Origin of the sequence: Acidiphilium iwatense (assembly GCF_021556475.1) — a bacterium.
Lineage (GTDB): Bacteria > Pseudomonadota > Alphaproteobacteria > Acetobacterales > Acetobacteraceae > Acidiphilium > Acidiphilium iwatense.
Genome location: NZ_JAKGBZ010000049.1, coordinates 1 through 22,358 on the forward strand (window position 1 = coordinate 1; position 22,358 = coordinate 22,358).

Annotated in this window: 19 protein-coding genes and 1 pseudogene; 7 read left to right on the forward strand and 13 right to left on the reverse strand. The window is 63.4% G+C overall.

Annotated elements, in window-relative coordinates:
• Positions 1-145: 145 nt before the first annotated feature.
• From L2A60_RS17070 to L2A60_RS17105, 8 genes are all read right to left on the reverse strand, one after another.
• Complete coding sequence (locus L2A60_RS17070; RefSeq protein WP_235705657.1) at positions 146-1,411, reverse strand: quaternary amine ABC transporter ATP-binding protein; 1,266 nt, start codon at positions 1,409-1,411, stop codon at positions 146-148.
• A 3-nt stretch (positions 1,412-1,414) separates the two neighbouring features.
• Positions 1,415-2,275 (reverse strand): choline ABC transporter permease subunit, encoded by an 861-nt coding sequence (choW, locus tag L2A60_RS17075; protein ID WP_235705658.1) that lies wholly within the window; start codon positions 2,273-2,275, stop codon positions 1,415-1,417.
• 249 nt (positions 2,276-2,524) lie between these two features.
• A complete protein-coding gene (gene choX / locus L2A60_RS17080; protein WP_235705659.1) occupies positions 2,525-3,469 on the reverse strand; it encodes a choline ABC transporter substrate-binding protein in 945 nt (314 codons plus the stop codon).
• 183 nt (positions 3,470-3,652) lie between these two features.
• Positions 3,653-3,994 carry a DMT family transporter gene (locus tag L2A60_RS17085; RefSeq protein ID WP_235705660.1) on the reverse strand — a complete coding sequence of 114 codons (342 nt, stop codon included), beginning with the start codon at positions 3,992-3,994 and terminating at the stop codon, positions 3,653-3,655.
• A gap of 45 nt (positions 3,995-4,039) precedes the next feature.
• Entirely contained in the window at positions 4,040-5,398 is a 1,359-nt protein-coding gene (locus tag L2A60_RS17090) for an MFS transporter (protein WP_235705661.1), read from the reverse strand.
• A 134-nt stretch (positions 5,399-5,532) separates the two neighbouring features.
• Positions 5,533-6,768 (reverse strand): M24 family metallopeptidase, encoded by a 1,236-nt coding sequence (locus L2A60_RS17095; RefSeq protein WP_235705662.1) that lies wholly within the window; start codon positions 6,766-6,768, stop codon positions 5,533-5,535.
• A 131-nt stretch (positions 6,769-6,899) separates the two neighbouring features.
• On the reverse strand, positions 6,900-7,784 hold the full coding sequence (locus tag L2A60_RS17100) for a LysR substrate-binding domain-containing protein (protein WP_235705663.1): 885 nt from the start codon (positions 7,782-7,784) through the stop codon (positions 6,900-6,902).
• Between the two features lie 86 nt (positions 7,785-7,870).
• Entirely contained in the window at positions 7,871-8,362 is a 492-nt protein-coding gene (locus L2A60_RS17105; RefSeq protein ID WP_235705664.1) for an Lrp/AsnC family transcriptional regulator, read from the reverse strand.
• Between the two features lie 171 nt (positions 8,363-8,533).
• On the opposite strand from L2A60_RS17105, the gene L2A60_RS17110 reads away from it, so the two are divergent.
• The 6 genes from L2A60_RS17110 to L2A60_RS17135 all read left to right on the forward strand — a co-directional run bounded on the left by L2A60_RS17110 (position 8,534) and on the right by L2A60_RS17135 (position 14,739).
• The gene (locus L2A60_RS17110; RefSeq protein WP_235705665.1) at positions 8,534-9,172 is read left to right on the forward strand and encodes a peroxiredoxin; all 639 of its coding nucleotides are present in this window, start codon (positions 8,534-8,536) and stop codon (positions 9,170-9,172) included.
• Positions 9,169-9,726 carry a precorrin-2 dehydrogenase/sirohydrochlorin ferrochelatase family protein gene (locus L2A60_RS17115; protein WP_235705666.1) on the forward strand — a complete coding sequence of 186 codons (558 nt, stop codon included), beginning with the start codon at positions 9,169-9,171 and terminating at the stop codon, positions 9,724-9,726. Before L2A60_RS17110 ends, L2A60_RS17115 begins: the two co-directional genes overlap by 4 nt.
• On the forward strand, positions 9,717-10,517 hold the full coding sequence (cobA, locus tag L2A60_RS17120; protein ID WP_235705667.1) for a uroporphyrinogen-III C-methyltransferase: 801 nt from the start codon (positions 9,717-9,719) through the stop codon (positions 10,515-10,517). The genes L2A60_RS17115 and cobA overlap by 10 nt, the downstream gene beginning before the upstream one ends.
• A 6-nt stretch (positions 10,518-10,523) precedes the next feature.
• Positions 10,524-12,272: a diflavin oxidoreductase gene (locus L2A60_RS17125; protein WP_235705668.1), complete on the forward strand. Its 1,749-nt coding sequence runs from the start codon at positions 10,524-10,526 to the stop codon at positions 12,270-12,272.
• Positions 12,272-12,961, forward strand: coding sequence for a phosphoadenylyl-sulfate reductase (locus tag L2A60_RS17130; protein WP_235705669.1), 690 nt, complete (start codon positions 12,272-12,274; stop codon positions 12,959-12,961). The genes L2A60_RS17125 and L2A60_RS17130 overlap by 1 nt, the downstream gene beginning before the upstream one ends.
• 116 nt (positions 12,962-13,077) lie before the next feature.
• Complete coding sequence (locus tag L2A60_RS17135; RefSeq protein ID WP_235705670.1) at positions 13,078-14,739, forward strand: NADPH-dependent assimilatory sulfite reductase hemoprotein subunit; 1,662 nt, start codon at positions 13,078-13,080, stop codon at positions 14,737-14,739.
• Here the strand turns inward: L2A60_RS17135 and L2A60_RS17140 are convergent.
• From L2A60_RS17140 to L2A60_RS17150, 3 genes are all read right to left on the reverse strand, one after another.
• Positions 14,732-15,922, reverse strand: a complete 1,191-nt coding sequence (locus L2A60_RS17140; protein ID WP_235705671.1) for a c-type cytochrome — start codon at positions 15,920-15,922, stop codon at positions 14,732-14,734. The genes L2A60_RS17135 and L2A60_RS17140 overlap by 8 nt on opposite strands.
• 20 nt (positions 15,923-15,942) lie before the next feature.
• Complete coding sequence (locus L2A60_RS17145) at positions 15,943-17,619, reverse strand: pyrroloquinoline quinone-dependent dehydrogenase (RefSeq protein WP_235705672.1); 1,677 nt, start codon at positions 17,617-17,619, stop codon at positions 15,943-15,945.
• A 134-nt stretch (positions 17,620-17,753) separates the two neighbouring features.
• Positions 17,754-18,533 (reverse strand): IclR family transcriptional regulator, encoded by a 780-nt coding sequence (locus L2A60_RS17150; RefSeq protein ID WP_235705673.1) that lies wholly within the window; start codon positions 18,531-18,533, stop codon positions 17,754-17,756.
• Positions 18,534-18,642: 109 nt separating this feature from the next.
• Here L2A60_RS17150 and L2A60_RS17155 point away from each other — a divergent pair, with 109 nt between their 5' ends.
• Positions 18,643-20,049 carry an FAD-binding oxidoreductase gene (locus L2A60_RS17155; RefSeq protein ID WP_235705674.1) on the forward strand — a complete coding sequence of 469 codons (1,407 nt, stop codon included), beginning with the start codon at positions 18,643-18,645 and terminating at the stop codon, positions 20,047-20,049.
• A 70-nt stretch (positions 20,050-20,119) separates the two neighbouring features.
• Here the strand turns inward: L2A60_RS17155 and L2A60_RS17160 are convergent, their stop codons facing one another.
• Together L2A60_RS17160 and L2A60_RS17165 are read right to left on the reverse strand one after the other, a co-directional pair.
• Entirely contained in the window at positions 20,120-22,216 is a 2,097-nt protein-coding gene (locus tag L2A60_RS17160) for a TonB-dependent receptor family protein (protein WP_235705675.1), read from the reverse strand.
• Positions 22,217-22,358: pseudogene (locus L2A60_RS17165) on the reverse strand (S-(hydroxymethyl)glutathione dehydrogenase); the annotation flags it as partial.

Sequence of the window (22,358 nt, forward strand, 5' to 3'; positions counted from 1 at the left end):
CCCGTCCTGCTGGCGCGCCAGCTCCCGCCCGATCGCCACCGCAATCTCAGGATCGGTCTCGCCAACCGACGCCCCAAAAAACCGCGCCATGCTCCCAATCACTCTCTGCTCGTTCATCGTGTCACTAGAGTCCTTCAGTGAATTATCAAAGCGTGCTGTTCGCCAGCATGGGCTTCGACATATCGCTCCCGCTCCGCGCGCCATCGCCATATGCGGAACGGCCGGCATGGGTGAGGGCATCGAGAATTTCGTTGGAGCCGCAGAACCCGATAATGCGGCCGCCATCGCAGACAAAAATCGGCCGTCCGGTCATCTGGCGGATTTCCACGACATCCTTGAGCAGACAACCCGCTTCGACCAGGACCACGTTCCCTGCCGTTCGGACGAATTCCGAGTCAGCGTCGCACCAGCCGACGCTTTCTCCTCTGCAGTGAAGGCCCGCAAGCCTGCCATCGGCATCAAGCTCGATCTCATACAGATCGCGATCGATGAAACGATGGGCTCCGTCCGCTCCCACAACCTCGCCGACCGGCTTCATCAGCGAGGCAGCACGAAGCGCGGTCAGCGGATTCATATGCTTCACGAACTCGGCGACATAATCGGTGGCAGGCCGAAGCACGATGTCTTCCGGCTTGCCGACCTGGATCACCCGCCCGTCCTTCATGATCGCGATCCGGTTGCCGATTTTCAACGCCTCGTCGAGATCGTGGGTGACGAAGATGATGGTTTTCCTGACCGTTCGCTGCAGTGATAGCAGTTCGTCCTGAAGTTTGTTGCGAATCAGCGGGTCGAGCGCGGAAAACGGTTCGTCCATGAGCAGAATATCGGGGTTGGTGACGAGCGCGCGCGCGAGGCCGACACGCTGCTGCATGCCGCCTGAAAGTTCCTCGGCATATTTCTCTGCCCAGGGCAGAAGCCCTACGACATCGAGCCATTCATCGACGATCTTGCGCATTTCCGCCGCCGGCATCCGCCGCAATTCAAGCCCGAGTTCGACGTTCCTGCGCACGGTGCGCCACGGCAGCAGAGCGAATTGCTGGAATACCATGGAGACGGCTTCGTTGCGCAGGCGCTTGAGCACGCCCGCCTCCGGGCGGCTCATATCAACGACGCGGTCGCCCTGGCGGATCAGAATCCGGCCCCGGCTGATCTTGTTCAGCCCGTTCACCGCCCGTAGAACCGTGGTCTTTCCCGATCCCGACAGACCCATGAGCACGAAAATTTCGCCCTGCTCGATCTCAAGATTGACATCGGCGGCACCGACCACGACGCCGTTCGAGGCGATGAGATCATTCCGCGATTTACCCGCGTCCAATCCCTTGAGCGCAGCCTCGACGCGCCCGCGCGCCGCGCGGTCGTCGATGCCCGGAAATAGAATATCGACCTTGTCGAATTGTACGATGCCCGCCATGCTTTACGTCCGCGCCTTGGTGGGACGGAAGACGCGATCAAGAATGATCGCGACCACGACGATCGCGAGACCCGACGTGAATCCCTTGCCGATCTGCACGGTCTCCATCGCCTCCACCACCGGCTCGCCAAGCCCGCCCGCACCGACCAGTGCGGCGATCACGACCATCGAAAGACTCAGCATGATGACCTGGGTGAGCCCGGTCAGGATTGTCGGCATCGCGGCGGGAATCTCGACTTTCCAGAGCAGTTCGCGCGGGCTGGCGCCGAAGGCCTGACCGGCCTCGATCAATTGTTTCGGCACATTGATGATTCCAACATAGGTCAGGCGCACCGGCGTGGGAACGACGAAAACGATCGTCGAGATCAGGCCGGGAACACTGCCCAGCCCGAACAGCACGAGAGTCGGGATCAGATAGACGAAGGTGGGCAGGGTCTGCATCATATCGAGAATCGGCCGGATCGCCCGGTACAGCCTCGGCCGGTGCGCCGCCGCGATACCGATCGGCACACCGATCGCCATGCAGGCCAATGTCGCGTAAACGATGAGCGAGATCGTCTCGAGCGTTCGCTCCCAGTAACCCTGATTGAGAACGAACAGCAGCGCCAGGAAGACGAAGACCGCCAGCCGCCAGGATTTCTTGAAAATGTAAGTAAGAACGGCAAAAATCAGAATCAGGATAAGCGGCGAAATAGCACGCAGCGCATCGGTCGTCGAATCGAGCAGAAGACCGAGAACGCTCGAAAGGACATTGAAGAAGCCCTGGAAATCATTCTTGATGAAGTCCACGAATTCGCGCGACCAGAGATTGACCGGAATGCTGTGATGGGCGATCCAGCGCTCAGCCTGCGTCAGGGCATTCATCTCCATGATCCTCGCAATCGATCATTCATCGCGGCGGTACGGACTTGCGGTCGGTCACCACCGCACCGCCGCTGAATTTCCAAAATGCGGCTAGCGTCCCGCTTCGGAAGTTCGTTATCATCAAACCCGGCGCCATACGAATTTCCGAATCGAAAGAACACTAACAAACATTTGATTTTAGTGTGGTGGTTCTGAAGTTCCTACGCATACGTGGCGGCGATTTTAGGAACTTCAGAACTAAAAACCACACTAACCTGCTTTCAGTTTCTGAAGCACGGCCGGCGTTCCCGGTTTGCCGTCAACGGTCGTCACACCGTTCAGCGTCGTTTTCACCCAGGCAGGGTGCGCCTTGAGCCAGGTGGCGGCGACATCCTTCGCCGGCTGGTGCTTGATCTGAACCTTATACATCATCGCGTTTTCGTCAGCGACGGTAAGTTTGAACTGGTTCAGCAGCCGGCCCACATTCGGGCACTCGGCCACGTAGCCGGGGCGGGTATTGACGTAGATCGTCGCCTGACCCTTGTGGGGGCCAAAATAAGCATGGCCGCCGGAGAGGTAGCGGATGTGGAATTCCACATTCATCGGCTCCGGCTCCCACCCGAGGAACACGACCGCCTTTTTCTTCGGATATTTGCGTGCGACCTCGGCAAGCATGCCGGCCTCACTCGACTGCACCAAATGAAACTTGCCGAGGCCGAACTTGTTGGCCTTGATCATCGCCAGGATATGCTCGTTCCCGTCATTGCCCGGTTCGATCCCGTAGATCTTGTAGTTCAGCTCCTTGCCGAATTTCTGAATATCGGCAAAATTTTTCAAACCTTTATTGTAGAGATAATAGGGCACGACGAGCGTATATTTCGCGCCGGTCAGATCCGGCTTCAGAACGACGATCCCCTTGTCCTTCACATAGGGGGCGGTGATCTTGTCCATCGACGGCGTCCAGTCGTCGAGAAAGACATCGATCTTCTTGTCCTTCAAACCGGCATACATGACTTCTTCGGAATACAGATTCGTATTGATCTTGTAGCCGAGATTGCCGGCAAGCTGCGAAAACACCGCGTTCTGGATTTCATTATCCGTCCAGCCGATATTCGCGAGACGAATCGTCTTGCAGGATGCCGGCTCGGCCGCACGGGCCGCCCCTGAGCCAATCGCAATAGACGCAACGGCAATCGCCAAACCTAAGCGTTTCATATTTCCTCCTGGATTTACAGACGTTCACATTGAACCGCGCCTGTTTTTCTCTCCCTGGACGACCGTGTTTTCAGGACGATCGCTGAGTGGGTGAATTCTTAAAACCACTGCGATCCGGGGTCTTGTATGGAACCGACATTGCCGTTGCACCTTCCATCCGGTACGACACACCGGCAATCTTCATCAATGCCGGATATTTGAAGACGACAGGTTGACGACGATGACCCCGGCAACGATCAGGCCAAGCCCGATCATCGTCGATATGTCGAGGGCCTGGCGATAGACGACCCAGCCGACCAGCGAGATCAGAACGATCCCCATGCCGCTCCAGATCGCATAGACGATCCCGACAGGAACCGTCCGCACGATCACCGACAGAAGATAGAACGAAGCGGCATAGGCAACGATCGTCAGGACCGCCGGCACCAGGCGGGTGAATTGCTGCGACGCCTTCAGCAGCGACGTGCCGACCACTTCGCTGAGGATGGCGCCAAGCAGCAGGAAATAGGTCAGGATCGTCGTCATTCGGCGTGAGCTCCGGGCGGCAATATGGCGATTCGGCCCGCCGGCTCAATCCGCCAGCGGCTTTCCGGCCGTCTCCCTGCTGTAGAGCATTGCCACAAGAGCGACTAGTGCGGCAAACATGAGATACCATGCCGGGGCAAGTTTGCTCCCGGTGAGGCCGATCAGCCAAGTGGCCACGAACGGGGCGGTGCCGCCAAACAGCGCGTTAGCAAGGTTGAAGCTGAAGGCGAATCCGCTGTACCTGACCTTGGTCGGGAATATTTCCGCCAGGAAGCAGGGCAGCGTACCGTCGTTGATGGTGAGCATGGCACCGAACGCGATCTCGACCAGGATGATGACGAACAGCGTCGCCCCCTGAAGGATCATGAACAACGGGACCGTGAACACGATGAACAGCACCGAAGCCGCGATCAGCAGGGTCTTCCGACCAAAACGATCCGAAAGCCGGCCCATCAGGAAGATGAGCCCGATATAGACAAGCAGCGTGATACTCGTCGCGATGAACGACTCGACGCTGCCGACATGCATCTCGGTCATCAGGTAGGTCGGCATGTAACTCAGGACCAGATAGAAGCCGACCGCGTTGAGGAAGGCCACGCCAAGCGCGATGACGATCTTGCGACGATGGGTTGCGACCAGCTCCGTGACCGGGGCTTTGGTGATATGGTGCGTCTCCTTGAGTTCCCTGAACTTAGGCGTGTCCTCGAGCCGCAACCGAATGTAGAGGCCGATCAGGCCGAGGGGAGCAGCCAGCAGGAACGGCAGCCGCCAACCGAAAGAAGCCATCTGCGGTTCGCTCAGGACCGCGAACATGAGGCCCGAGAGCAGCGAGCCGAGCAAAAGTCCTGCCGCCGTGCTCGCCGGCACAATGCTGGTGAAGAGCCCGCGTCGCCGTGTCGGAACATACTCGGCGATGAACGCCGCCGCACCGGCATACTCGCCTGACGCCGAAAACCCTTGCACCATTCGCACCAGCAACAGCAGAACGGGCGCAACAAGCCCGACTCGCGCATAGGAGGGCAGGAACGCCATGAGGAAGGTCGCGCCCGACATGATAATGATCGAAAATGACAGGGCGGTTCGTCTGAGGGCGGTTCGTCTGCCGGTCCGATCCCCGATATGGCCCCAGACAATGCCGCCGAGCGGACGGACGATAAACGAAATGGCGAACACCGCGAATGTCGCGAGGAGCGCCGAAGCCGGCGCGATTTCAGGGAAAAAGGCGTGGGCGATCGCCGTTGCGAAATAGCCGTAGGATGCGTAGTCGAACCACTCCACGAAATTGCCGATGAAGCTGGCTACGAGAACCTGGCGAAGAATCCCCGGTGCCAGGGACATTTCGTGAGAGGGTACGACAGGGTCCTTGCCGGCCGGCAGGGTAGCATAAGCGGCGGTGGTGGGCATGACTTACTCCCGGCGTTGCCGTTGACAAATCAATAGCCGGGAATCCAGACCAGCAACGCTACAAGACCGACTTCCCGTGCAGGCTATCGACCCGCGCCAAATGGCGACATGGCTATGCTTCGTCCGAGCGGCGGCTACGTCCTGATGATGTTGTGCTCGGGGCCGAACCGGAAAGCGGTGATGTCTTCGGCGCCGTCCTGCGTGATAACCAGGATGTCATGCTCGCGGTAGCCGCCGGCGCCCGGCTGCCCTTCTGGAATCATGATCATCGGCTCCATCGAGACGATCATGTTGGGTTCCAGCACCGTCTCGATATCTTCGCGCAGTTCGAGCCCGGCCTCGCGGCCGTAATAGTGACTGAGCACGCCGAAGCTGTGGCCATAGCCGAAGGTGCGGTATTCGAGCAGGCCGTGCGCACGATAGATTTCGTTCAGCTCGGTCGCGATATCGCAGCAGCGCGCGCCGGGCCGGATCAGCTCGAGGCCACGCCGATGTACTTCGCAGTTGATCTCCCATAACCGCAGATGGTCGTCTGACGCATGGTCGAGAAACAGCGTGCGCTCCAGCGCCGTATAGTAGCCCGCGATCATCGGGAAGCAGTTGAGCGAGAGGATGTCGCCCTTCCGCACCCGGCGGGAGGTAACTGGGTTATGCGCCCCGTCGGTGTTGATGCCGGACTGGAACCAGGTCCAGGTATCCATCAGCTCGGCATTGGGGAAGCTGCGGGCAATTTCGCGCACCATCGTGCCGGTGGCGTGCAGCGCAACCTCGTGCTCGGACACACCGTCACTCAGCGCCTCGACACAGGCAGCACCGCCGATATCAGCAATCCGAGCACCCTCGCGGATCAGGGCGATCTCATGCGCGGACTTTATCATGCGCTGGTGCATCACGGCACGCCCGACATCGACCTGCTCGAAGCCGGGCAGCATGTCGTGCAACGCGGCGGCGCGGTCGAGGCTCAAATGGTCGAACTCGACGCCAAGTCGGCCGCCGCGCACGCCGGCTCGTTCAAGCACGGTCTTGACCGCGTGGAGGTAATTGTCCCGCCGCCAGTCGGTATAGACCAGATTGTCGCCGAAACTGCGCCGCCAGGGTTGGCCACCGTCGATATTGGCCGAAATCGTGACATGCGAGTCCTGGGTGACGACCAGCCCAAAGGAGCGACCGAAGTAGCAATACAAAAAGTCGCCGAAATAATTGATGTTCTGATACGAGGTGAACAATACGGCATTGATGCCCGCCTCCGCCATATGCGCGCGCAGCGCTCCCATACGACGGTCCATTTCTGCTTGCGGGAAGGTCGGGCGAACCTTCCCGCCATTCTTGATCTGCTTGGTGCGGGTTTCTGCAATCGTGTCGATCAGCATTGGCGGCTCCTCCTTGCGTTTCATTGACGGGGAGAGTGCCGTGAAAGGCCAGCCCTGGCGAATAGATAGTTGAAATAGTGTAATATGCGCTCGTTATGCCGTTCGGGTATCTACCCAATGGCGGCGGGGCATCAGATCACGACCGGGAAGGTAGAGCGGCCATGACCATGGGCGGCATCGAGCTTGCGGATGATGAAATTGACCAAGTGCTGCGCTGCATCGGAGAGGGTCTCGCGTGCGTAATAAAGGCCCACGGTAGCGTCGGCAAGACCGGGGAAGCCAGCCTCCGGCGGTCGGACAGCAAGTCCGGCGGGAACGGTACTGGCCGACAGTACGGTCAGGCCGAGACCGGCACGGACGGCGGCCTGCAGGCTGGCGAGACTCGCGGTGGTGCAGGTGATCTGCCAGGGAATGCCCGCGCGCGACAATGCCTCCGTCATTCGCGCCCGATAGATGCAGCCTTCAGGATAGACAATCAGCGGTAGCGGGCGCACATCGTCGATCCGTGGCGCGATACCGCCGACCCAGGCCAGCCGCTCCGCCCACAGTTTGGCCGCTGCGGGAGCGGCTTGCTCGGCGGTCATTGCCACGATCACATCGTGATGCCCGTCATGCAGGCCGCGCAGCAGGTTAAGGCTGATATCACAGCTAACATCCAGGCGCACACCTGGATTCCGGGAAATAAAATCGACCAGCACTTCCGGGAGCAGGGTGACGGCGAAATCATTCGGCAACCCGACGCGTACGGCTCCCGTGACGGTGCGCTGCAGCAGCCGCGAGAGCGCTTCATCGTGCAGGCAGAGAATCTGCCGGGCGTAAATCGCAAGAACCTCGCCCACCGGAGTCAGGCGGAACGACGTGCTGTCGCGTTCGAACAGCGACGCGCACGCGATGTCCTCCAGTCGCTTGATCTGCAGGCTGATTGCCGGCTGGGTGCGACCGAGCATCTCGCCGGCGCGGGTGAAGCTGCGCAGGTCCGCCACGGTGACAAAGGTGCGCAGCAAATCGGTCTGCATGTTTCGCATAAGGAGTACCTCGGGACTGAACTGGCCCCGGCTTTTGGGACCATCGGCTTAATTGGCAACAGAGAATCTAACAAAGATCAAATCGGCGGCGGGCTCGATTTCATCCGTTCCATCGCGAAGCGGGAACTCACATTGCGCAGCGGCACGGTGGCGATCAGCCTTCGGTAGAATGCATCGTAAGCGGGAATATCGGGCACCATCACGTGCAGCAGATAATCGACATCGCCGCTCATCCGCCACGCCCCGACGATTTCCGGCATTTCCGTCACTACCTCGGCGAACCGGCTCATCCATGCGGCGGAATGATCCGCCGTCTCCACCGACACGAACACCGACACCGGATAGCCCAGCCGCTCGGGAGACAGGGTGGCGACCCGCCCGGTGATGATCCCCGCCTCCTCCATCCGCTTGATCCGCTTCCAGCACGGCGTCGCCGACAGCCCGACCTGCTTGGCCATGGCGGCGAGCGGCACGGTGGCATCGCGCGCGATCAATCGCAGAATCGCCCGGTCGATGCCGTCCAGCGCGGCAGGCGCCTCTTTTTCGGGCGGACGCTCGATCGCATTCATTCTCCAAACAACCTCGTTTGTGACACCTGATTCCATATCAATCAAATCAAACAAAAAATCAATCTTATTTTTGCCAAAATACTCCAAGTTGAGAGAAAATCATTTCTGTCGCGCCCTACCTGACCTATATGATGCAGCGCAAGACACCGCTTGCACGACGAGGAGACTGGCGTGGCACTTCGTATCGGCGACACCGCCCCGGATTTCGAACAGCTCTCGACCCACGGGCTGCTGCGTTTCCATGCCTGGAAGGGCTCCAGCTGGACCGTGCTGTTCTCCCACCCGCACGACTTCACGCCGGTCTGCACCACCGAACTGGGCGAGGCCGCGCGCCTCACCCCCAATTTCGCCGCGCGCGGCGCAAAGCTGCTTGCCCTCTCGGTCGATACGCCGGAGCGCCACGCCGCCTGGGCCGAGGATATCGCCGCGGTCTCCGGCCATCGCCCATCCTTCCCGATCATCGCCGATCACGATCGCGAGGTCGCGCATCTCTACGACATGATCCACCCCAACGCGGCGACGACCCAGACGGTGCGCGCCACCTTCATCATCGACCCGCGCAACGTGGTGCGGCTGATCCAGAGCTACCCGAACGCGATCGGCCGCAATTTCGCCGAAATCCTCCGCGCGCTCGACGCGTTGCGCCTGACCGATGCCGAGCCGGTCGTCACCCCGGTCAACTGGCGGAATGGTGAGCCGGTCATCGCCGCGCCCCATCTGGCCGATGCCGAATTACTGCGCCGCTTTGGCGCGCCGCTCGCGACCGACCTCCCCTATCTGCGCCGCGTCGCGCAGCCCGCGCTGGCATGATCCCCATCGCTCTCGATCCCCGCTTCGCCCGCCTCGCCGTGGCCGGCAACGGTCCGCTGGCGCTGCGCCGGTTTCGCGCGCTGCGCGCCGTGGGCGCGGCCGATGCGATTCTGTTTTCCGATGCCCCGGCGGACGATGCGGTCATCGCCGCCGGTGGTTCGCTCCGCCGCGCTTTGCCCGAGGCCGCCGATCTCGCAGCGCTTCACGCGCTCTGGATCGTCGATCTGCCGCGCGGCCGCGCCGAGACCCTTGCCAATGCCGCCCGCGATGCGCGGGTTCTGGTCAATGTCGAAGACGTTCCGCAATTCTGCGATTTCCACTCGGTCGCGGAAGTCAGGCGCGGCGATTTGCTTCTCACCATCTCGACCAATGGCCGTGCCCCCGGCCTGTCCAGCTTGATCCGCCGCGATCTGGAGCAGAAATACGGGCCGGAATGGCAGGAACGGGTCGCCGAAATCGGTGCGCTGCGTGCCGATTGGCAGCGCGAGGGTGTCGCCATGCCGGAAGCCGCGCAACGCATCGCCGCCATCGTCGCCGAACGGGCATGGCTATGACGATCCGCCACCCCGATTTCGCGCTCGGCACCGTCTGGCTGGCCGGCGCCGGCCCCGGCGATCCCGCGCTGCTCACGCTCGCGGCGCTGCACGCCATCGCCACCGCCGACGTGATCCTGCACGACGCCCTGGTTTCGCCCGAAATCCTCGCGCTGGCGCCCGCCGCCACGCGGTTGATCCCGGCCGGCAAGCGCGCGCATGGCGAGCACACGCCGCAACTCGCGATCAACGCCCAGCTCATCGCCCTCGCCTCGGCGCAACACCGCGTGCTCCGCCTCAAGGGCGGCGATCCGTTCGTGTTCGGCCGGGGCGGCGAGGAATGCCTGGCCCTTGCCGCCGCCGGCATCGTTTTTCGAGTGATTCCCGGCATTTCCGCCGGCATCGGCGCGACCACCGCCGCCTGTCTGCCCATCACCCATCGCGGCATCGCCCGCAGCGTCGTCTTCGCGACTGGCGAATCCGGGCCGGACGGCGCAGAGGTCGATTTCGCCGGTCTCGCCCGCGCCGCCGACACGCTGGTCCTGTACATGGCGCGCGCGAAATTCGAAGCGATCGCGGCCAGCCTCATCGAAGCCGGCCGCGAGCCGGCCGAGCCGGTCGCCTTCCTGCTCGATGCCACCACCCCGCGCGAAGAGATCATCCGCACCACCCTGGCCGAAGCGCCACGCATCGCCCGCACGCTGCGTCCGGCCGCGACCCTCATCGTCATCGGCCCGGTTGTCGGGATCGGCGCGATGTTCGCCACCGAAACCGCATTTCCCGTCCCCGACACCGTCTCCGCTCAAGGCTGATCCATTATGACCAAATCCGCGACACTGCCCCGCACCGCTCCGTTCGCGCCCGAGGATATCGCCGCACTCGACCGCGTGATCGGCAGTGCCTCGACCGTCCAGCGCGCCTGGCTCGCCGGCTTCCTCGCGGGGATCGACGCCGCCAAGGGCGAGCACGCCGCACCCCAGGCAGCGCCGGTTGCAAAAACCAAGCTCACCATTCTCTACGCGACCGAATCCGGCAATTCCGAAGCCCTCGCCGGTGCCGCCAAGCGCGACGCCCAGAAGCGCGGATTCGCCGCCCGCACGCTTGACATGGCCGATGCCAATATCGCCGCCCTGAAGGATGCCGGCAATCTCCTCGTCATTGCCGCCACCTGGGGCGAGGGCGAACCGCCGCAACGCGCCGCCCCGTTCTACCGCGCACTGATGAGCAACTCTGCCCCAAAACTCGACGGCCTTAACTTCGCCGTCCTGTCACTCGGCGATTCCTCATATGCGCAGTTCTGCGAAATCGGCAAACAGATCGACGCACGGCTCGAAGCCCTCGGTGCCGCCCGCGTTGCCGAGCGCGTCGATTGCGATCTCGACTACGAAGCGCCCGCCGGCAGCTTCATCGCCGACATCCTCGGTAAACTCACCCCGCCCGACGATGCGGGTTCGGTCATTCATGTCGATTTTCATCGCACGGCCGGCGAAGCCGTCAGCAAATCCGCGCCCTTCACCGCCGAAATCGCCGAACACCACCCGCTCACTTCATCGCGCTCGGAATCCGAAACCTTCCATATCGAGTTCGACCTCACTGGCTCCGGCCTCGCCTACGAGCCGGGCGATACGCTCGGCATCGCGCCGCAGAATGACCCCGTGCTGGTCGAATCCCTTCTCCGCGCTGCCGGGCTCGATGGCGATCCTGAATCCGCGGCCGCGCTGACAAGCGAACGCGACATCACCACCCTCACCGCCAAGCTGGTGCAGGACTATGCCGGCCTCACCGGCGATGCCAAACTCGCCGCTCTCGCCGACGACGATGCCGCACGGCGCGATTTCCTCGCCGGCCGCCAGCCGATCGATCTGCTCGAAGCCTTCCCGCACAAACTCACCGGCGCCCAGCTCAAAGGACTGTTCCGCCCACTGCCGCCGCGCTACTATTCGATCGCCTCGTCGCAGAAATCGGTGGGTGAAGCCGCCCATCTCGCCATCGCCAAGGTCGCCTATGAAAGCGCCGGACGCGCGCGCCTCGGCGTGGTCTCCGGCATGATCGCCGAGCGCCGCGCGACCGGCGCCACGGTCGACGTGTTCGTCAAGCCCAACCCGCATTTCCGCCTGCCCGCCGACCCGCACGCGCCCATCGTGATGATCGGCGCCGGCACCGGCATCGCCCCCTACCGCGCTTTCCTGCAGGACCGCGAAGCCACCGGGGCCGCCGGCAAATCCTGGTTGATCTTCGGCCATCGTCGCTTCCTGCACGATTTCCTCTACCAACTGGAAATCCAGGACTGGCTGAAATCCGGCGTGCTCGACCGGATCGACCTCGCCTTTTCGCGCGACCAGCCCGAGAAACGCTATGTCCAGCACGTGCTCTGGGACCAGCGCGACGCCCTGAAAGCCCGACTCGCCGAGGGTGCTGTCCTCTATCTCTGCGGTGACGCCAAGGCCATGGCCCGCGATGTCGATGCCACGCTCACCCGCATCCTCGGCGGCGACGATGCGGAGCGCGGCCAGGCCGAACTCGACGCGCTGATTTCCGCCGGCCGCTACAAAAAGGATGTCTATTGATGCTGGACACATCGACCGCCATCGAAGCCGCGACCCAAGACCTCCTGCGCCGCGCGATCGAAACCGACTACAAGGGCCGCATCGCCCTGGTTTCGTCCTTCGGCACCGAATCCGCCGTGCTTCTGCACATGATCGCACGGATCGACCGCCGCCTGCCGGTGATCTTCCTCGATACCGGCAAGCTGTTTCCCGATACCATCGCCTATCGCAACGCGCTGATCACCCGCCTGCACCTGTCGGATGTGCGCTCGATCCGTCCCGATCCCGCGCATCTCGCGAGCTTCGACCCCGACGGCACGCTGTTCGCGCGCGATCCCGATTTCTGCTGCGCACTGCGCAAGACCATGCCGCTCGATGCCGCCCTCGAAGGCTTCGACGCCTGGATCTCGGGGCGCAAACGCAACCAGACCGAAACCCGCGCCGATATCGCCGCGATCGAAACCGGACCCGATGGCCGCACGGTCCTCAACCCGCTGGGCGACTGGTCGCGCGAAGACATCGAAACCTATTTCGATACCCACCACCTCCCGCGCCACCCGCTGGAGTCCGACGGCTTCGCCTCGATCGGCTGCTTCACCTGCACCCGCCGCATCAAACCCGGCGAAGATGCCCGTGCCGGCCGCTGGAGCGGCTCCGGCAAAACCGAATGCGGCATCTTCCTCAGCCGTCCCGCGGAAGTGCCGGCATGAAGCCGATCTCGGGGCTTAGCCCTTAGTGGGGGGGGGGGCAGGGGGCAAAGCCCCCTTGCGAAGCTCAGGACACGGTCCGAGCACGGGTTCTATGACCGCACTTACGAGGACGGACGATGACGGATACGCTTTCGCGGAATGAGGACATCAAGGCGCGCAGTGATTTTCTGAGGGGCACGCTGGCCGAGGAGTTGGGTGAGCAGGCGTTCGGCGGCCTTTCGGAAGACGACGGCCAACTCGTCAAGTTTCACGGCATGTATGTGCAGGACGACCGCGATCTGCGGCCCGAGCGGGCGAAGCGCAAGCTCGATCGCGCCTATATGTTCATGGCGCGGCTGCGCGTGCCGGGCGGTGTGCTGACGCCGCGCCAGTATCTCTCGATGGACCGGCTCGCGACCGAGCGCGGCAACGCGACCTTGCGCTTCACCACGCGCCAGACGATCCAGTTCCACGGCATCATCAAGAGCAATGTGCGCGCCGCGACGCGCGCGATGGACGCGGCCTTGCTCGACACCATCGCCGCCTGCGGCGACGTCAACCGCAACGTGATGGCGGTTGGCAATCCCTATCTGTCGCGCGCCCATGGCGAGGCGGTGGAGGCGGCGCGGCGGCTTTCCGCGCATTTCCTGCCGCGCACCGGTGCCTGGCGCGAGATTTTCATCGGCGACCGGCGGGTGCTCGGCGGCGAGCCCGAGGCCGAGCCGATCTACGGCCCGACCTATCTGCCGCGCAAATTCAAGATGACCGTCGCGGTGCCCCCGTCCAACGATGTCGATGTCTTCGCGCATGACCTGTCGTTCATCGCGATCGTCGAGAATGGCGGCATCGTCGGCTACAACGTGGTGGTCGGCGGCGGCATGGGTGCCACCCATGGCGAGCCGGAAACCTACCCGCGCGTCGGCGATATCATCGGATATTGCCCGGCCGATCAGCTCGTCGCGGTCGCCGAGGCCGTGCTCACCACCCAGCGCGATTTCGGCAACCGCTCGAACCGCAAGCGCGCCCGCCTGAAATACACGATCGACGATCGCGGGCTCGACTGGTTCAAGACCGAAGTGAATTCACGCCTTGCCAAGCCGCTGGAGCCGGAGAGAAAATTCCAGTTCACCGGCAATGGCGATGCGCTCGGCTGGACGCGCGACGAGGAGGGGTTGAATCACCTCACCCTGTTCGTCGAAAACGGCCGCGTCGCCGATCGCGGCGATTGGCGCCTGAAATCCGCCCTGGTCGCGATCGCGTCCCTGGAGGGTTTCATCGACCGAGGTGCCGTCATCATGACGGCGAATCAGAATGTCATCGTCGCCCGCGCCACCGACGGGGAACGCGAAAAAATCGACCTCATTCTCGCCGGGCACGGCGTTATCCAGAGCCAATCTGCGCTGCGCGAAAGCGCGATGGCGTGCGTCGCCCTGCCGACCTGCGGGCTTGCCCTTGCCGAAAGCGAGCGCTATCTGCCCGATTTGATAACCATGATCGACCAGATGCTCGCGACCCACGGCCTGTCGGAGCAAAAAATCACCCTGCGCATGACCGGCTGCCCGAATGGCTGCGCGCGGCCCTATATCGCGGAAATCGGCCTGATCGGCCGCAATCCCGGCCGCTACAACCTGCATCTCGGGGGCACCGCCGACGGCTCCCGCCTCAATAGTCTGCTCCACGAAAATCTGAATGAGGCAGAAATCCTTGAGAGCCTCGATCCACTCTTCGCGGCCTATGCAAAAAACCGCGAGCCTGGCGAGGGATTCGGCGATTTCACCCGCCGGACCGGGATCATTTGACCGCGCAGACCCCGAACATGTTGGGCGTTCCCGCCGGGTGCGCTGGCGTAACGATCTTCATCGTGGCGAAATCCGTCGGCGCGTGCTCGGGAAACGCCGTCTTGCCCGCCGGGTAGCAGTTCGACGCGAGCAGATAGGCGATCACCTCGGCATACTGCGCCGGCTTCAATGACGCCGGATTGTTGAACGGCATGTTCTGGGTGACGATGGTGCGGATGACGCCGACGGTCCAGCCATCCTTCTTCGCGGTCGCAAGAAAATCCTTGCCCGCGATCGCCGGCGCCGCGACGCCCTGCAGATTGCCGCCATGGCAGCTCGCGCAATCCGCCGAATACACGGCCTTTCCCTGTTTCGCCTGCGCCGCCGTGTAGAGCGCCTTGGTCGCGGCTGCCTGCGCCGCGACCTCGATCAGCCGCGCCGGCTTTGGCTTTGCGCGCGTCACGGTCGGCCGGATCGCCGCCGCATGGGTATCGCACAAATGCCGGACCATCGGCGCCGCCGCCGTGTAGAACACCACCATATTGCCGTCCTTTCTGATAAACGCCGCTCCGGCATCCGGGATCGTCGCGTCGCTGAGCGTCACCGCCCGCCACGCGAGCCAGCCATGAGACATGCCATAGCCGGTCCTGGCCGGTGCGGCGCATCCGTTCAGGATCGCCGCGCCGGCCGGCACCCCGAGTCCGGTATTCGCGATCGCGCCTGCCATGCCGCCAAGCACGTCGTATTCACTCGCCCGCCCCTGCGCCACGTCGAGGTCTTCCAGGGCGCGCGAGGACGCGACCTCGAACGCGGTCAGCCCGCGCGCCTTGCGCGCATCCTGCAAATGCCCCACCGCCGCGAGCACATTGACCAGCACGCCATGCAGCACCGGCACGAAGGGCGGATTGGCGCGCCGATCGAGCAGATGGTTCACCTGCCCGATCGCACCCCCCGCATCGCCGGGATTGGGCACCGAGGCCACGAATTGCCGCGAATGTTCCCCCACCAGCGCATTGATCGCACTCTGCGCCGCCAGCCTGTAGGATGCGGGACCGCTCGCCGCCGCATCCTCCGCGCCGGTGATCACCGCGATCGCCGCCTTGATGTCGCGCAGCGCCGCTGCCGAAGAAGCGTGATCCGATATCGTGGCCGCCGAGGCCGGAGCCGCGAGGGCGAGCAGCACCGCCCCCGCGGCCGGGGCCAACGTAAGGTTAGTCCGCCGCATCACTTGGAGACGGCGAACATCGTCAGCTCGGTTCCGGCATTGGTCTTCGGCATGTTCGGCAATTGCTGATTGCCCGCCGGGCCCGACGCCACCGCGACATATTCGGTGCTGCCCTCGGTGAACGCGACCGGCGGCGCGATGATCGGCGAACCGGTCTGGTATTTCCACAACTCCTTGCCGCTATTGGCGTCGAACGCCGCGAAATCGCCGTTCTCCATGCCGGTGAACACCAGTCCGCTCGCGGTCGAGAGCGCACCACCCGCCATCGGCAATTTTTCCGGCTCGCGCCACGCGAACACGCCGTCGCCGACATCGATCGCGTTGAGCTGTCCGGTGTTCGGGCCGACGAATTTCGGAAATGCCCCACCCAGGTAGAACTGGCCGCCGATATAGACGACGTTCTTGGTCGCGCGCCAGAACCCGCATTCGTTGCTGCTCGGCAGATAGATCATGTTGGTCTGCGGGTCGTAGGTGCCGCCGTTGAACTCCACGCCGCCATTGGTGTTCGGACAAGCCACGTTGCCCTTCAGCGTCGGCTCGGTATTCTGGTGATATTGCATGCTGATCACCAGATGATTCACCAGCGCGCCGGTCTTGGAATTCAGCAGCCAGAAATTGCCCGCCTTGTCGCCATCCGCCACCAGAGGCATCGTCTTGCCGTTCACCTTGCCGTCGAACAGTACCGGCGGCATCACCGGGTCCCAGTCATGGGTGTCGTGCGCGATGAACTGGTGATACCAGACAAGTTTCGGCTTCGCGCCCGAAATGTTCAGCGCGAGCAGCGAATCGCTGTAGAGATTCTTGCCCTTGCGCACCGGCCCGTTGAAATCGGGCTGCGGATTGCCCGCATTGGCGTAGAGAATCCCGGTTTTCGGGTCGATCGCCATCTGCGTCCACACCGCGGCACCGCCGCGCTTCCAGCTATCGCCGCTCCACGTCTTGTTAGCTGGCTTGCCCGGCCCCGGCACCGTGTTCCACTGCCATAGCTCCTTGCCGGTCTTTGGGTCGTAGGCCGCGATATTGCCGATGCCGCCCCAATCCCCGTCCGATACGCCGAGCAGCAACTCGGTCTTGCCGGTCGATGGGTTTCGCCAGGGCAGCGGCGCCATGGTGTAGAACGAGTTGGTCGGATCCTTCACCGCGAGCTTGTCGAACACCTTCTTGCCGGTCTCGGCGTTCAGCGCGATCAGTCGCCCATCCAGCGTCGCGACATACACATTGCCGTCCACCAGCGCGACGCCGCGATTGGCGGCGAAGGAAATCACGTGCGGGTTGTCGGAGAACTGCCATTTCAGCTTGCCGGTCTTCACGTCGATCGCATAGACGTGATCATGCGCCGAGGTGATATAGGCAATGCCGTGCCAGATCAGCGGCGCCGCCTCGATCGGCCCGTTATCCGAAATCTTGAAGGTCCAGACCGGCTTGAGCTTGCTCACATTGGCGGGCGAGATGCTGGTCAGGCTGACATAACGGTCATTGTTGTAATTCTTCGCCGGCAGGATCCAGTTCGCGTGATCTCCCTGCGTGTTGGTGAAATCCTTCATGCCTGGCGTCACGGCGTTCGCCGTCGTCCCCGCCTGAGCACTACCGGCCAGCCCGAACGCCAGCGCCGTCGCGGCAATACCGCCGGCCAGCGCAGTCCGGCTCCATCGCATGGATCGTGTGGTCTTGAGCATATCCGTCCCTCCCTTTGCGGTTTACCCCAACACGGGCGGCGCGCAGGCGCACGCCAATTGGTTCGTGACGTGGTAACGCTACCATAACGCGCCGAGGGATCAAGCGATTTAGCCGTCCCCAAGCCGGGTCGGCCTCAAACCGAACAATTCGACAGAACGACATCCTGGGAAATCAGCCGCGCGGCCTGCTTCACCTCCGGCGCCAGCGCATCCAGCCGCGCGCGGTCCATGCGAATCCCCGGCGCGGTCACGCTCAGGCTCGCGACCGGCCTGAAGTTGCGGTCGAAAATCGGTGCCGCGACGCAGAAAATCCCCTCCTCATGCTCCTCGCAATCGCGCGCGATCCCTTCGCTCCTGATCCGGTCGAACTCGGCGCGCAGCAGATGCCGGGAGGTGATGGTGTGCGGCGTATGCCCGGTCAGGGTGATGCGCGCGATGACGTCCTCGCGCTCGGCCTCCGGCAGATGCGCCAGAATCGCCTTGCCGACCCCGGTGCAATGCAGCGGCCCGCGCCGCCCGATCGAGGAGAACAGCCGCAGCGTTTTCGGGCTCTCGCGCTTGTCGATATAGATGATTTCCAGCCCGTCACGCACCGCGAGATGTACCGTCTCTTCCGTGCTGTGCCACAGCGCGTCGACGTGGCGCGCCGCGACCTGCTTGAGATCGATCGATTCCCACGCCCGATAGGCCAGTTCCAGCAGTCCGAGCGACGGGCGATAGGTGCGGTCGGGCCCGGAGCGGATCAGCCCGGCTTCGATCAACTCCTGCAACAGCCGGTGCAGCGTCGCCTTCGGCAAGCCGGTTCGATCGAGCAGGGTGGAGAAATTCGCGTGCGGCTCGGCGGTGCTCACGCAACGCAGCAGCGCCAGCGCCTTCGCGATGCTCGATGGCAGATCGGTGATCGGCGTATCCATGGCACGGAGACTAGGCCCAACCACCTCTTTGTCAATTCGGAAATGAGTTCCGAATGTCGAAAATCCAGGGTAGTTTCCGCCCTGACGACCGGGACATTATAGTCGCGCGATGAACGACCTGATCGACCGCCTCGCCGCCGCCCTCGGCCCCGGCGGCGTTCTCACCGAGAGCGCCGATATCGCCCCGTTCGGCACCGACTGGCGCGGGCTGTATGCCAATTCGCCGCGCGCCGTGCTCCGCCCGCGCGATGCGGACGGCGTCGCCGCTTCCGTCCGGCTCTGCGCCGAGGCAGGTGTGGCGATCGTGCCGCAGGGCGGCAACACCTCGCTGGTCGCCGGCGCCGTCCCCAGCCGTCCCGGTGCCGAATTCGTGCTCAGCCTCGCCCGGCTGAACCGGGTCCGCGCGATCGACCGCGCCGGATTGTCGATGATCGCCGAAGCTGGCGTCACTCTTCTACGCGCGCAGGAGGAAGCGGCCGAGGCCGGCGCGCTCCTGCCGCTCTCGATCAATTCGGAGGGTTCGGCCCAGCTCGGCGGCGTGCTCTCCACCAATGCGGGCGGCAACAACACGCTGCGCTTCGGCAATGCGCGCGATCTGATTCTCGGCCTCGAAGTCGTCCTGCCGGACGGCACGCTCTGGAACGGGCTGCGCCTGCTGCGCAAGGACAATACCGGCTACGCGCTGAAACATCTGTTCGCCGGCGCCGAAGGCACGCTCGGCATCATCACCGCCGCCGCACTGAAACTCTATCGCGCGCCGCGCGAGCGCCAGACCTGCCTCTGCGCGCTGCCCGGCATTGACGCCGTGCTCGACCTGTTCGCCCGGCTGCGCGACGAAGACGAATCCGCGCTCTACGCCTTCGAATATATCTCCGGCCCTGCGATGGCGCTGAACGCGCGTCACATGCCGGATTTCCGCCTGCCCTTCGCCGAGCCCGCCGCGCATTACGTCCTCGCCGAACTCGCCACCACACGGCGCGCCGCTTCCCTGCGCGAGACGCTGGAATCCGTCCTCGCCGGCGCGCTGGAGCACGGCACCATCGCCGATGCCGCGATCGCCGAATCCGAAACCCAGCGCCGCGACTTCTGGGCAATCCGCGAGCACATCGCCGAATCCCAGAAGCGCGAAGGCACCTCGGTGAAGAACGACGTCTCGGTGCCGATCGCCTCGGTCCCCGACCTGCTCGACCGCACCAGGGCCATGCTGACAGCGCGTTACCCCGGCGCCCGCATGGCGGCATTCGGCCATATCGGCGACGGCAACATCCATCTCAACGTGATCCAACCGGAGGGCGAAGAGCCCGGCGCGTTCGACGGGCGCGCCGAAGACCTGATGGAGGATGTCAACGCCATCGTCGCCGGTCTCGGCGGCAGCTTCTCGGCCGAACACGGCGTCGGCATGATCAAGCGCCCCGCCTTCGCCCATTGGCGCGCCGCCGCCGAGCGCGACGCGATGCGCCGGATCAAGGACGCGCTCGATCCGCGCGGCATCATGAACCCTGGAAAATTATTCTAACCACCCTGCCGTCATTGCGAGCGAAGCGAAGCAATCCATGCGCGGGCGCCACTGGCCAACCACAACACCCTCAAAACCGATACTTCGCGGTCATGCCCACGATGAAATTGCGCCCCGGCGCCGGTTCGTAATATTCGCCGTTGCTCGCTGCGATCACCACGGCGCCGACATAGGTTCGGTTGAAGATGTTATTGACCCGCACAAACTCGTTCAGCCCGAACGGTCCGAAATTCTGCCGGAATCCGCCCGCCGCCCCGGCGGTGAAATACCCCGCTGCATAGGCCGAGTTCGCGTTATCGACATACATCCGGCTCTGCCACTGCCCGTCGAGCGTGGTGTAGAACCCGCTCGCCGGATTATGCCAGTCCACTTCGCCATAGATGCGCTGCTGCGGCACACCGGGCAGCGCCTTGCCGGCGACCGCGCTGTTTTCGAACCGGGCATGAAGGAAACTGTAGGCGGCATACAACTCGATATGATGCGGCAGGAAACTGTCGATGCTCGCGTCGATGCCGTTGCGCGCCGTCTGTCCCTCATTGGCATAGGCGGTGCGCCCATCGGTGGAGGACGACACCACGATCTGATTATTGGTGTGGATGTGGAACAGGGCGAGCTTGAAATACGTGTTGCCCGCGATCAGACTCTTGATCCCGGCTTCGTAGTTCTGGCTCGTGGCCGGCACCAGCGCGGCATTCAGCCCCGCCTCGCCATTCGGCAGATACGCGAGCTGGTCCAGCGTCGGCGTCTCGAATCCCTCGCCGTAATCGGCGAACAGATTGGTCTCGCGGGTCAGATGATAGGTCGCGCCCGCCACGAAACTGGTGTGGGCGTACGAAATCGAACCACTGTCATTGGTCAGTTTCGGCGTGACGAACAAATCCTGCACGCTGAAATGTTCCTGGCTGTGCCGCAATCCGGCATCGAGCACGAGGCGCGGGGCGGGCTTCACCTCGATCTCGGCATACTCGGCGATGTTGCGCGCGATATCCTGCTCGTTGCGGCGCAACGCGCCGATGGTGCCGAATTCGTTGACATAGCCCTTGCGATGCTGGTCCTCGTAGCCGAAATCGGCCCCGACGATCGTGGTCACCGGAATCCCGGCAAGCCGCGTCTTGTGCGTCCACCGCCCGCCGATCCCGCCGGATTTCCGCGCAAGATCGACAACGCCGCCGCCCGATGCCGCGAAACTGCCGGTGAACGGCAGATACTGCAAAACCGAATGGGTGGCTTCGTAAATCATAACACGGATGGAGTTGTCGTCGTTGATCCGGTGACGGAACACTAGGCCGAATTGGACATGCCGCAGCGTCTTGCGGGCATTGAACGCATCCGCCCCGGTCCCCGCCTGTCGCGGGTTTTGATGATACTGCGCCGCGGTCAACCCGAGCGGATCGAGCGAATCCGGCTCGTTCAGCGCATCCACCAGCAGCGTGTAGCTGGTATCCGCATCGACCTGCACGCGATACTTGCCGTAGAATTGCTGGCGCCGCACCGAACTATGCGCGCGATAGCCGCCGGAATAGAAATCCGAGGCGTTCATCATATAGTTGAACGAGCCGCTCCGGCCGAACGCAGCCTGCCCGCCATAGGACAGGCTCGCCCGGTAACTGCCGTAGGAGCCGCCGAGCAGCCCGAAGCTCACAGTCGGCTGCTTCGGTCCATCCTTGCTGAACACCTGGATCACGCCGCCCGCCGCATTGCCGTACAGCACCGAAAACGGCCCGCTCAGCACTTCGATGCGCGACACGTCGCCGAGATCGATGATCTCGGAGTCGCCGGTGCCGTCCGGCTGGGTCGCCGGCACGCCGTCGATCAGCAGCTTCACGTTGCGCACGCCGAACGCGGTCTGCGCGCCGAACCCGCGCGAGGTGATGCGGATTCCGGTTGCGTAATTCTGCTGGTTCTGCACATCGAGACCCGGCACGCGCTTGAGGCTTTCCGACAGATTCTCCTGTTCGTTCGCCTCGCTCACCTGCCGCCCGGTCACGGTATAGATCGAGACCGGCACATTGAAGCTCGACTGGCGCGTCCGTGTCGCGCTGACGACGATGCGCTTGATCGCGATCGAAGCCGGCGAGGGCAACATCACCGCCTGCGCGCGCGCCGTGCCGCACAGCGCCGCTGTCGCCAGAAGCACGACGGCGCCATGATGTATTCGCATCCGCATTCAGTATACGACGACGGAGCGGATGCTTTCGCCGTTGCGCATGAGGTCGAAGCCGTGGTTGATCTGCTCGAAGGGGAGGGTGTGGGTGATCAGGTCGTCGATGTTGATTTTGCCGTCCATATACCAGTCGACGATCTTCGGC

What these genes read in the sequence shown, in the direction of transcription:
- L2A60_RS17105 (WP_235705664.1), bottom strand. Translation starts at nt 8,362, where the DNA reads ATGAATGCGATCGAGCGTCCGCCCGAAAAAGAGGCGCCTGCCGCGCTG.
- L2A60_RS17130 (WP_235705669.1), top strand. Translation starts at nt 12,272, where the DNA reads ATGCTGGACACATCGACCGCCATCGAAGCCGCGACCCAAGACCTCCTG.
- L2A60_RS17150 (WP_235705673.1), bottom strand. Translation starts at nt 18,533, where the DNA reads ATGGATACGCCGATCACCGATCTGCCATCGAGCATCGCGAAGGCGCTG.
- L2A60_RS17095 (WP_235705662.1), bottom strand. Translation starts at nt 6,768, where the DNA reads ATGCTGATCGACACGATTGCAGAAACCCGCACCAAGCAGATCAAGAAT.
- L2A60_RS17145 (WP_235705672.1), bottom strand. Translation starts at nt 17,619, where the DNA reads ATGCTCAAGACCACACGATCCATGCGATGGAGCCGGACTGCGCTGGCC.
- L2A60_RS17070 (WP_235705657.1), bottom strand. Translation starts at nt 1,411, where the DNA reads ATGGCGGGCATCGTACAATTCGACAAGGTCGATATTCTATTTCCGGGC.
- L2A60_RS17135 (WP_235705670.1), top strand. Translation starts at nt 13,078, where the DNA reads ATGACGGATACGCTTTCGCGGAATGAGGACATCAAGGCGCGCAGTGAT.
- cobA (WP_235705667.1), top strand. Translation starts at nt 9,717, where the DNA reads ATGGCTATGACGATCCGCCACCCCGATTTCGCGCTCGGCACCGTCTGG.
- L2A60_RS17115 (WP_235705666.1), top strand. Translation starts at nt 9,169, where the DNA reads ATGATCCCCATCGCTCTCGATCCCCGCTTCGCCCGCCTCGCCGTGGCC.
- L2A60_RS17090 (WP_235705661.1), bottom strand. Translation starts at nt 5,398, where the DNA reads ATGCCCACCACCGCCGCTTATGCTACCCTGCCGGCCGGCAAGGACCCT.
- choW (WP_235705658.1), bottom strand. Translation starts at nt 2,275, where the DNA reads ATGAATGCCCTGACGCAGGCTGAGCGCTGGATCGCCCATCACAGCATT.
- choX (WP_235705659.1), bottom strand. Translation starts at nt 3,469, where the DNA reads ATGAAACGCTTAGGTTTGGCGATTGCCGTTGCGTCTATTGCGATTGGC.
- L2A60_RS17100 (WP_235705663.1), bottom strand. Translation starts at nt 7,784, where the DNA reads ATGCAGACCGATTTGCTGCGCACCTTTGTCACCGTGGCGGACCTGCGC.
- L2A60_RS17160 (WP_235705675.1), bottom strand. Translation starts at nt 22,216, where the DNA reads ATGCGGATGCGAATACATCATGGCGCCGTCGTGCTTCTGGCGACAGCG.
- L2A60_RS17125 (WP_235705668.1), top strand. Translation starts at nt 10,524, where the DNA reads ATGACCAAATCCGCGACACTGCCCCGCACCGCTCCGTTCGCGCCCGAG.
- L2A60_RS17085 (WP_235705660.1), bottom strand. Translation starts at nt 3,994, where the DNA reads ATGACGACGATCCTGACCTATTTCCTGCTGCTTGGCGCCATCCTCAGC.
- L2A60_RS17155 (WP_235705674.1), top strand. Translation starts at nt 18,643, where the DNA reads ATGAACGACCTGATCGACCGCCTCGCCGCCGCCCTCGGCCCCGGCGGC.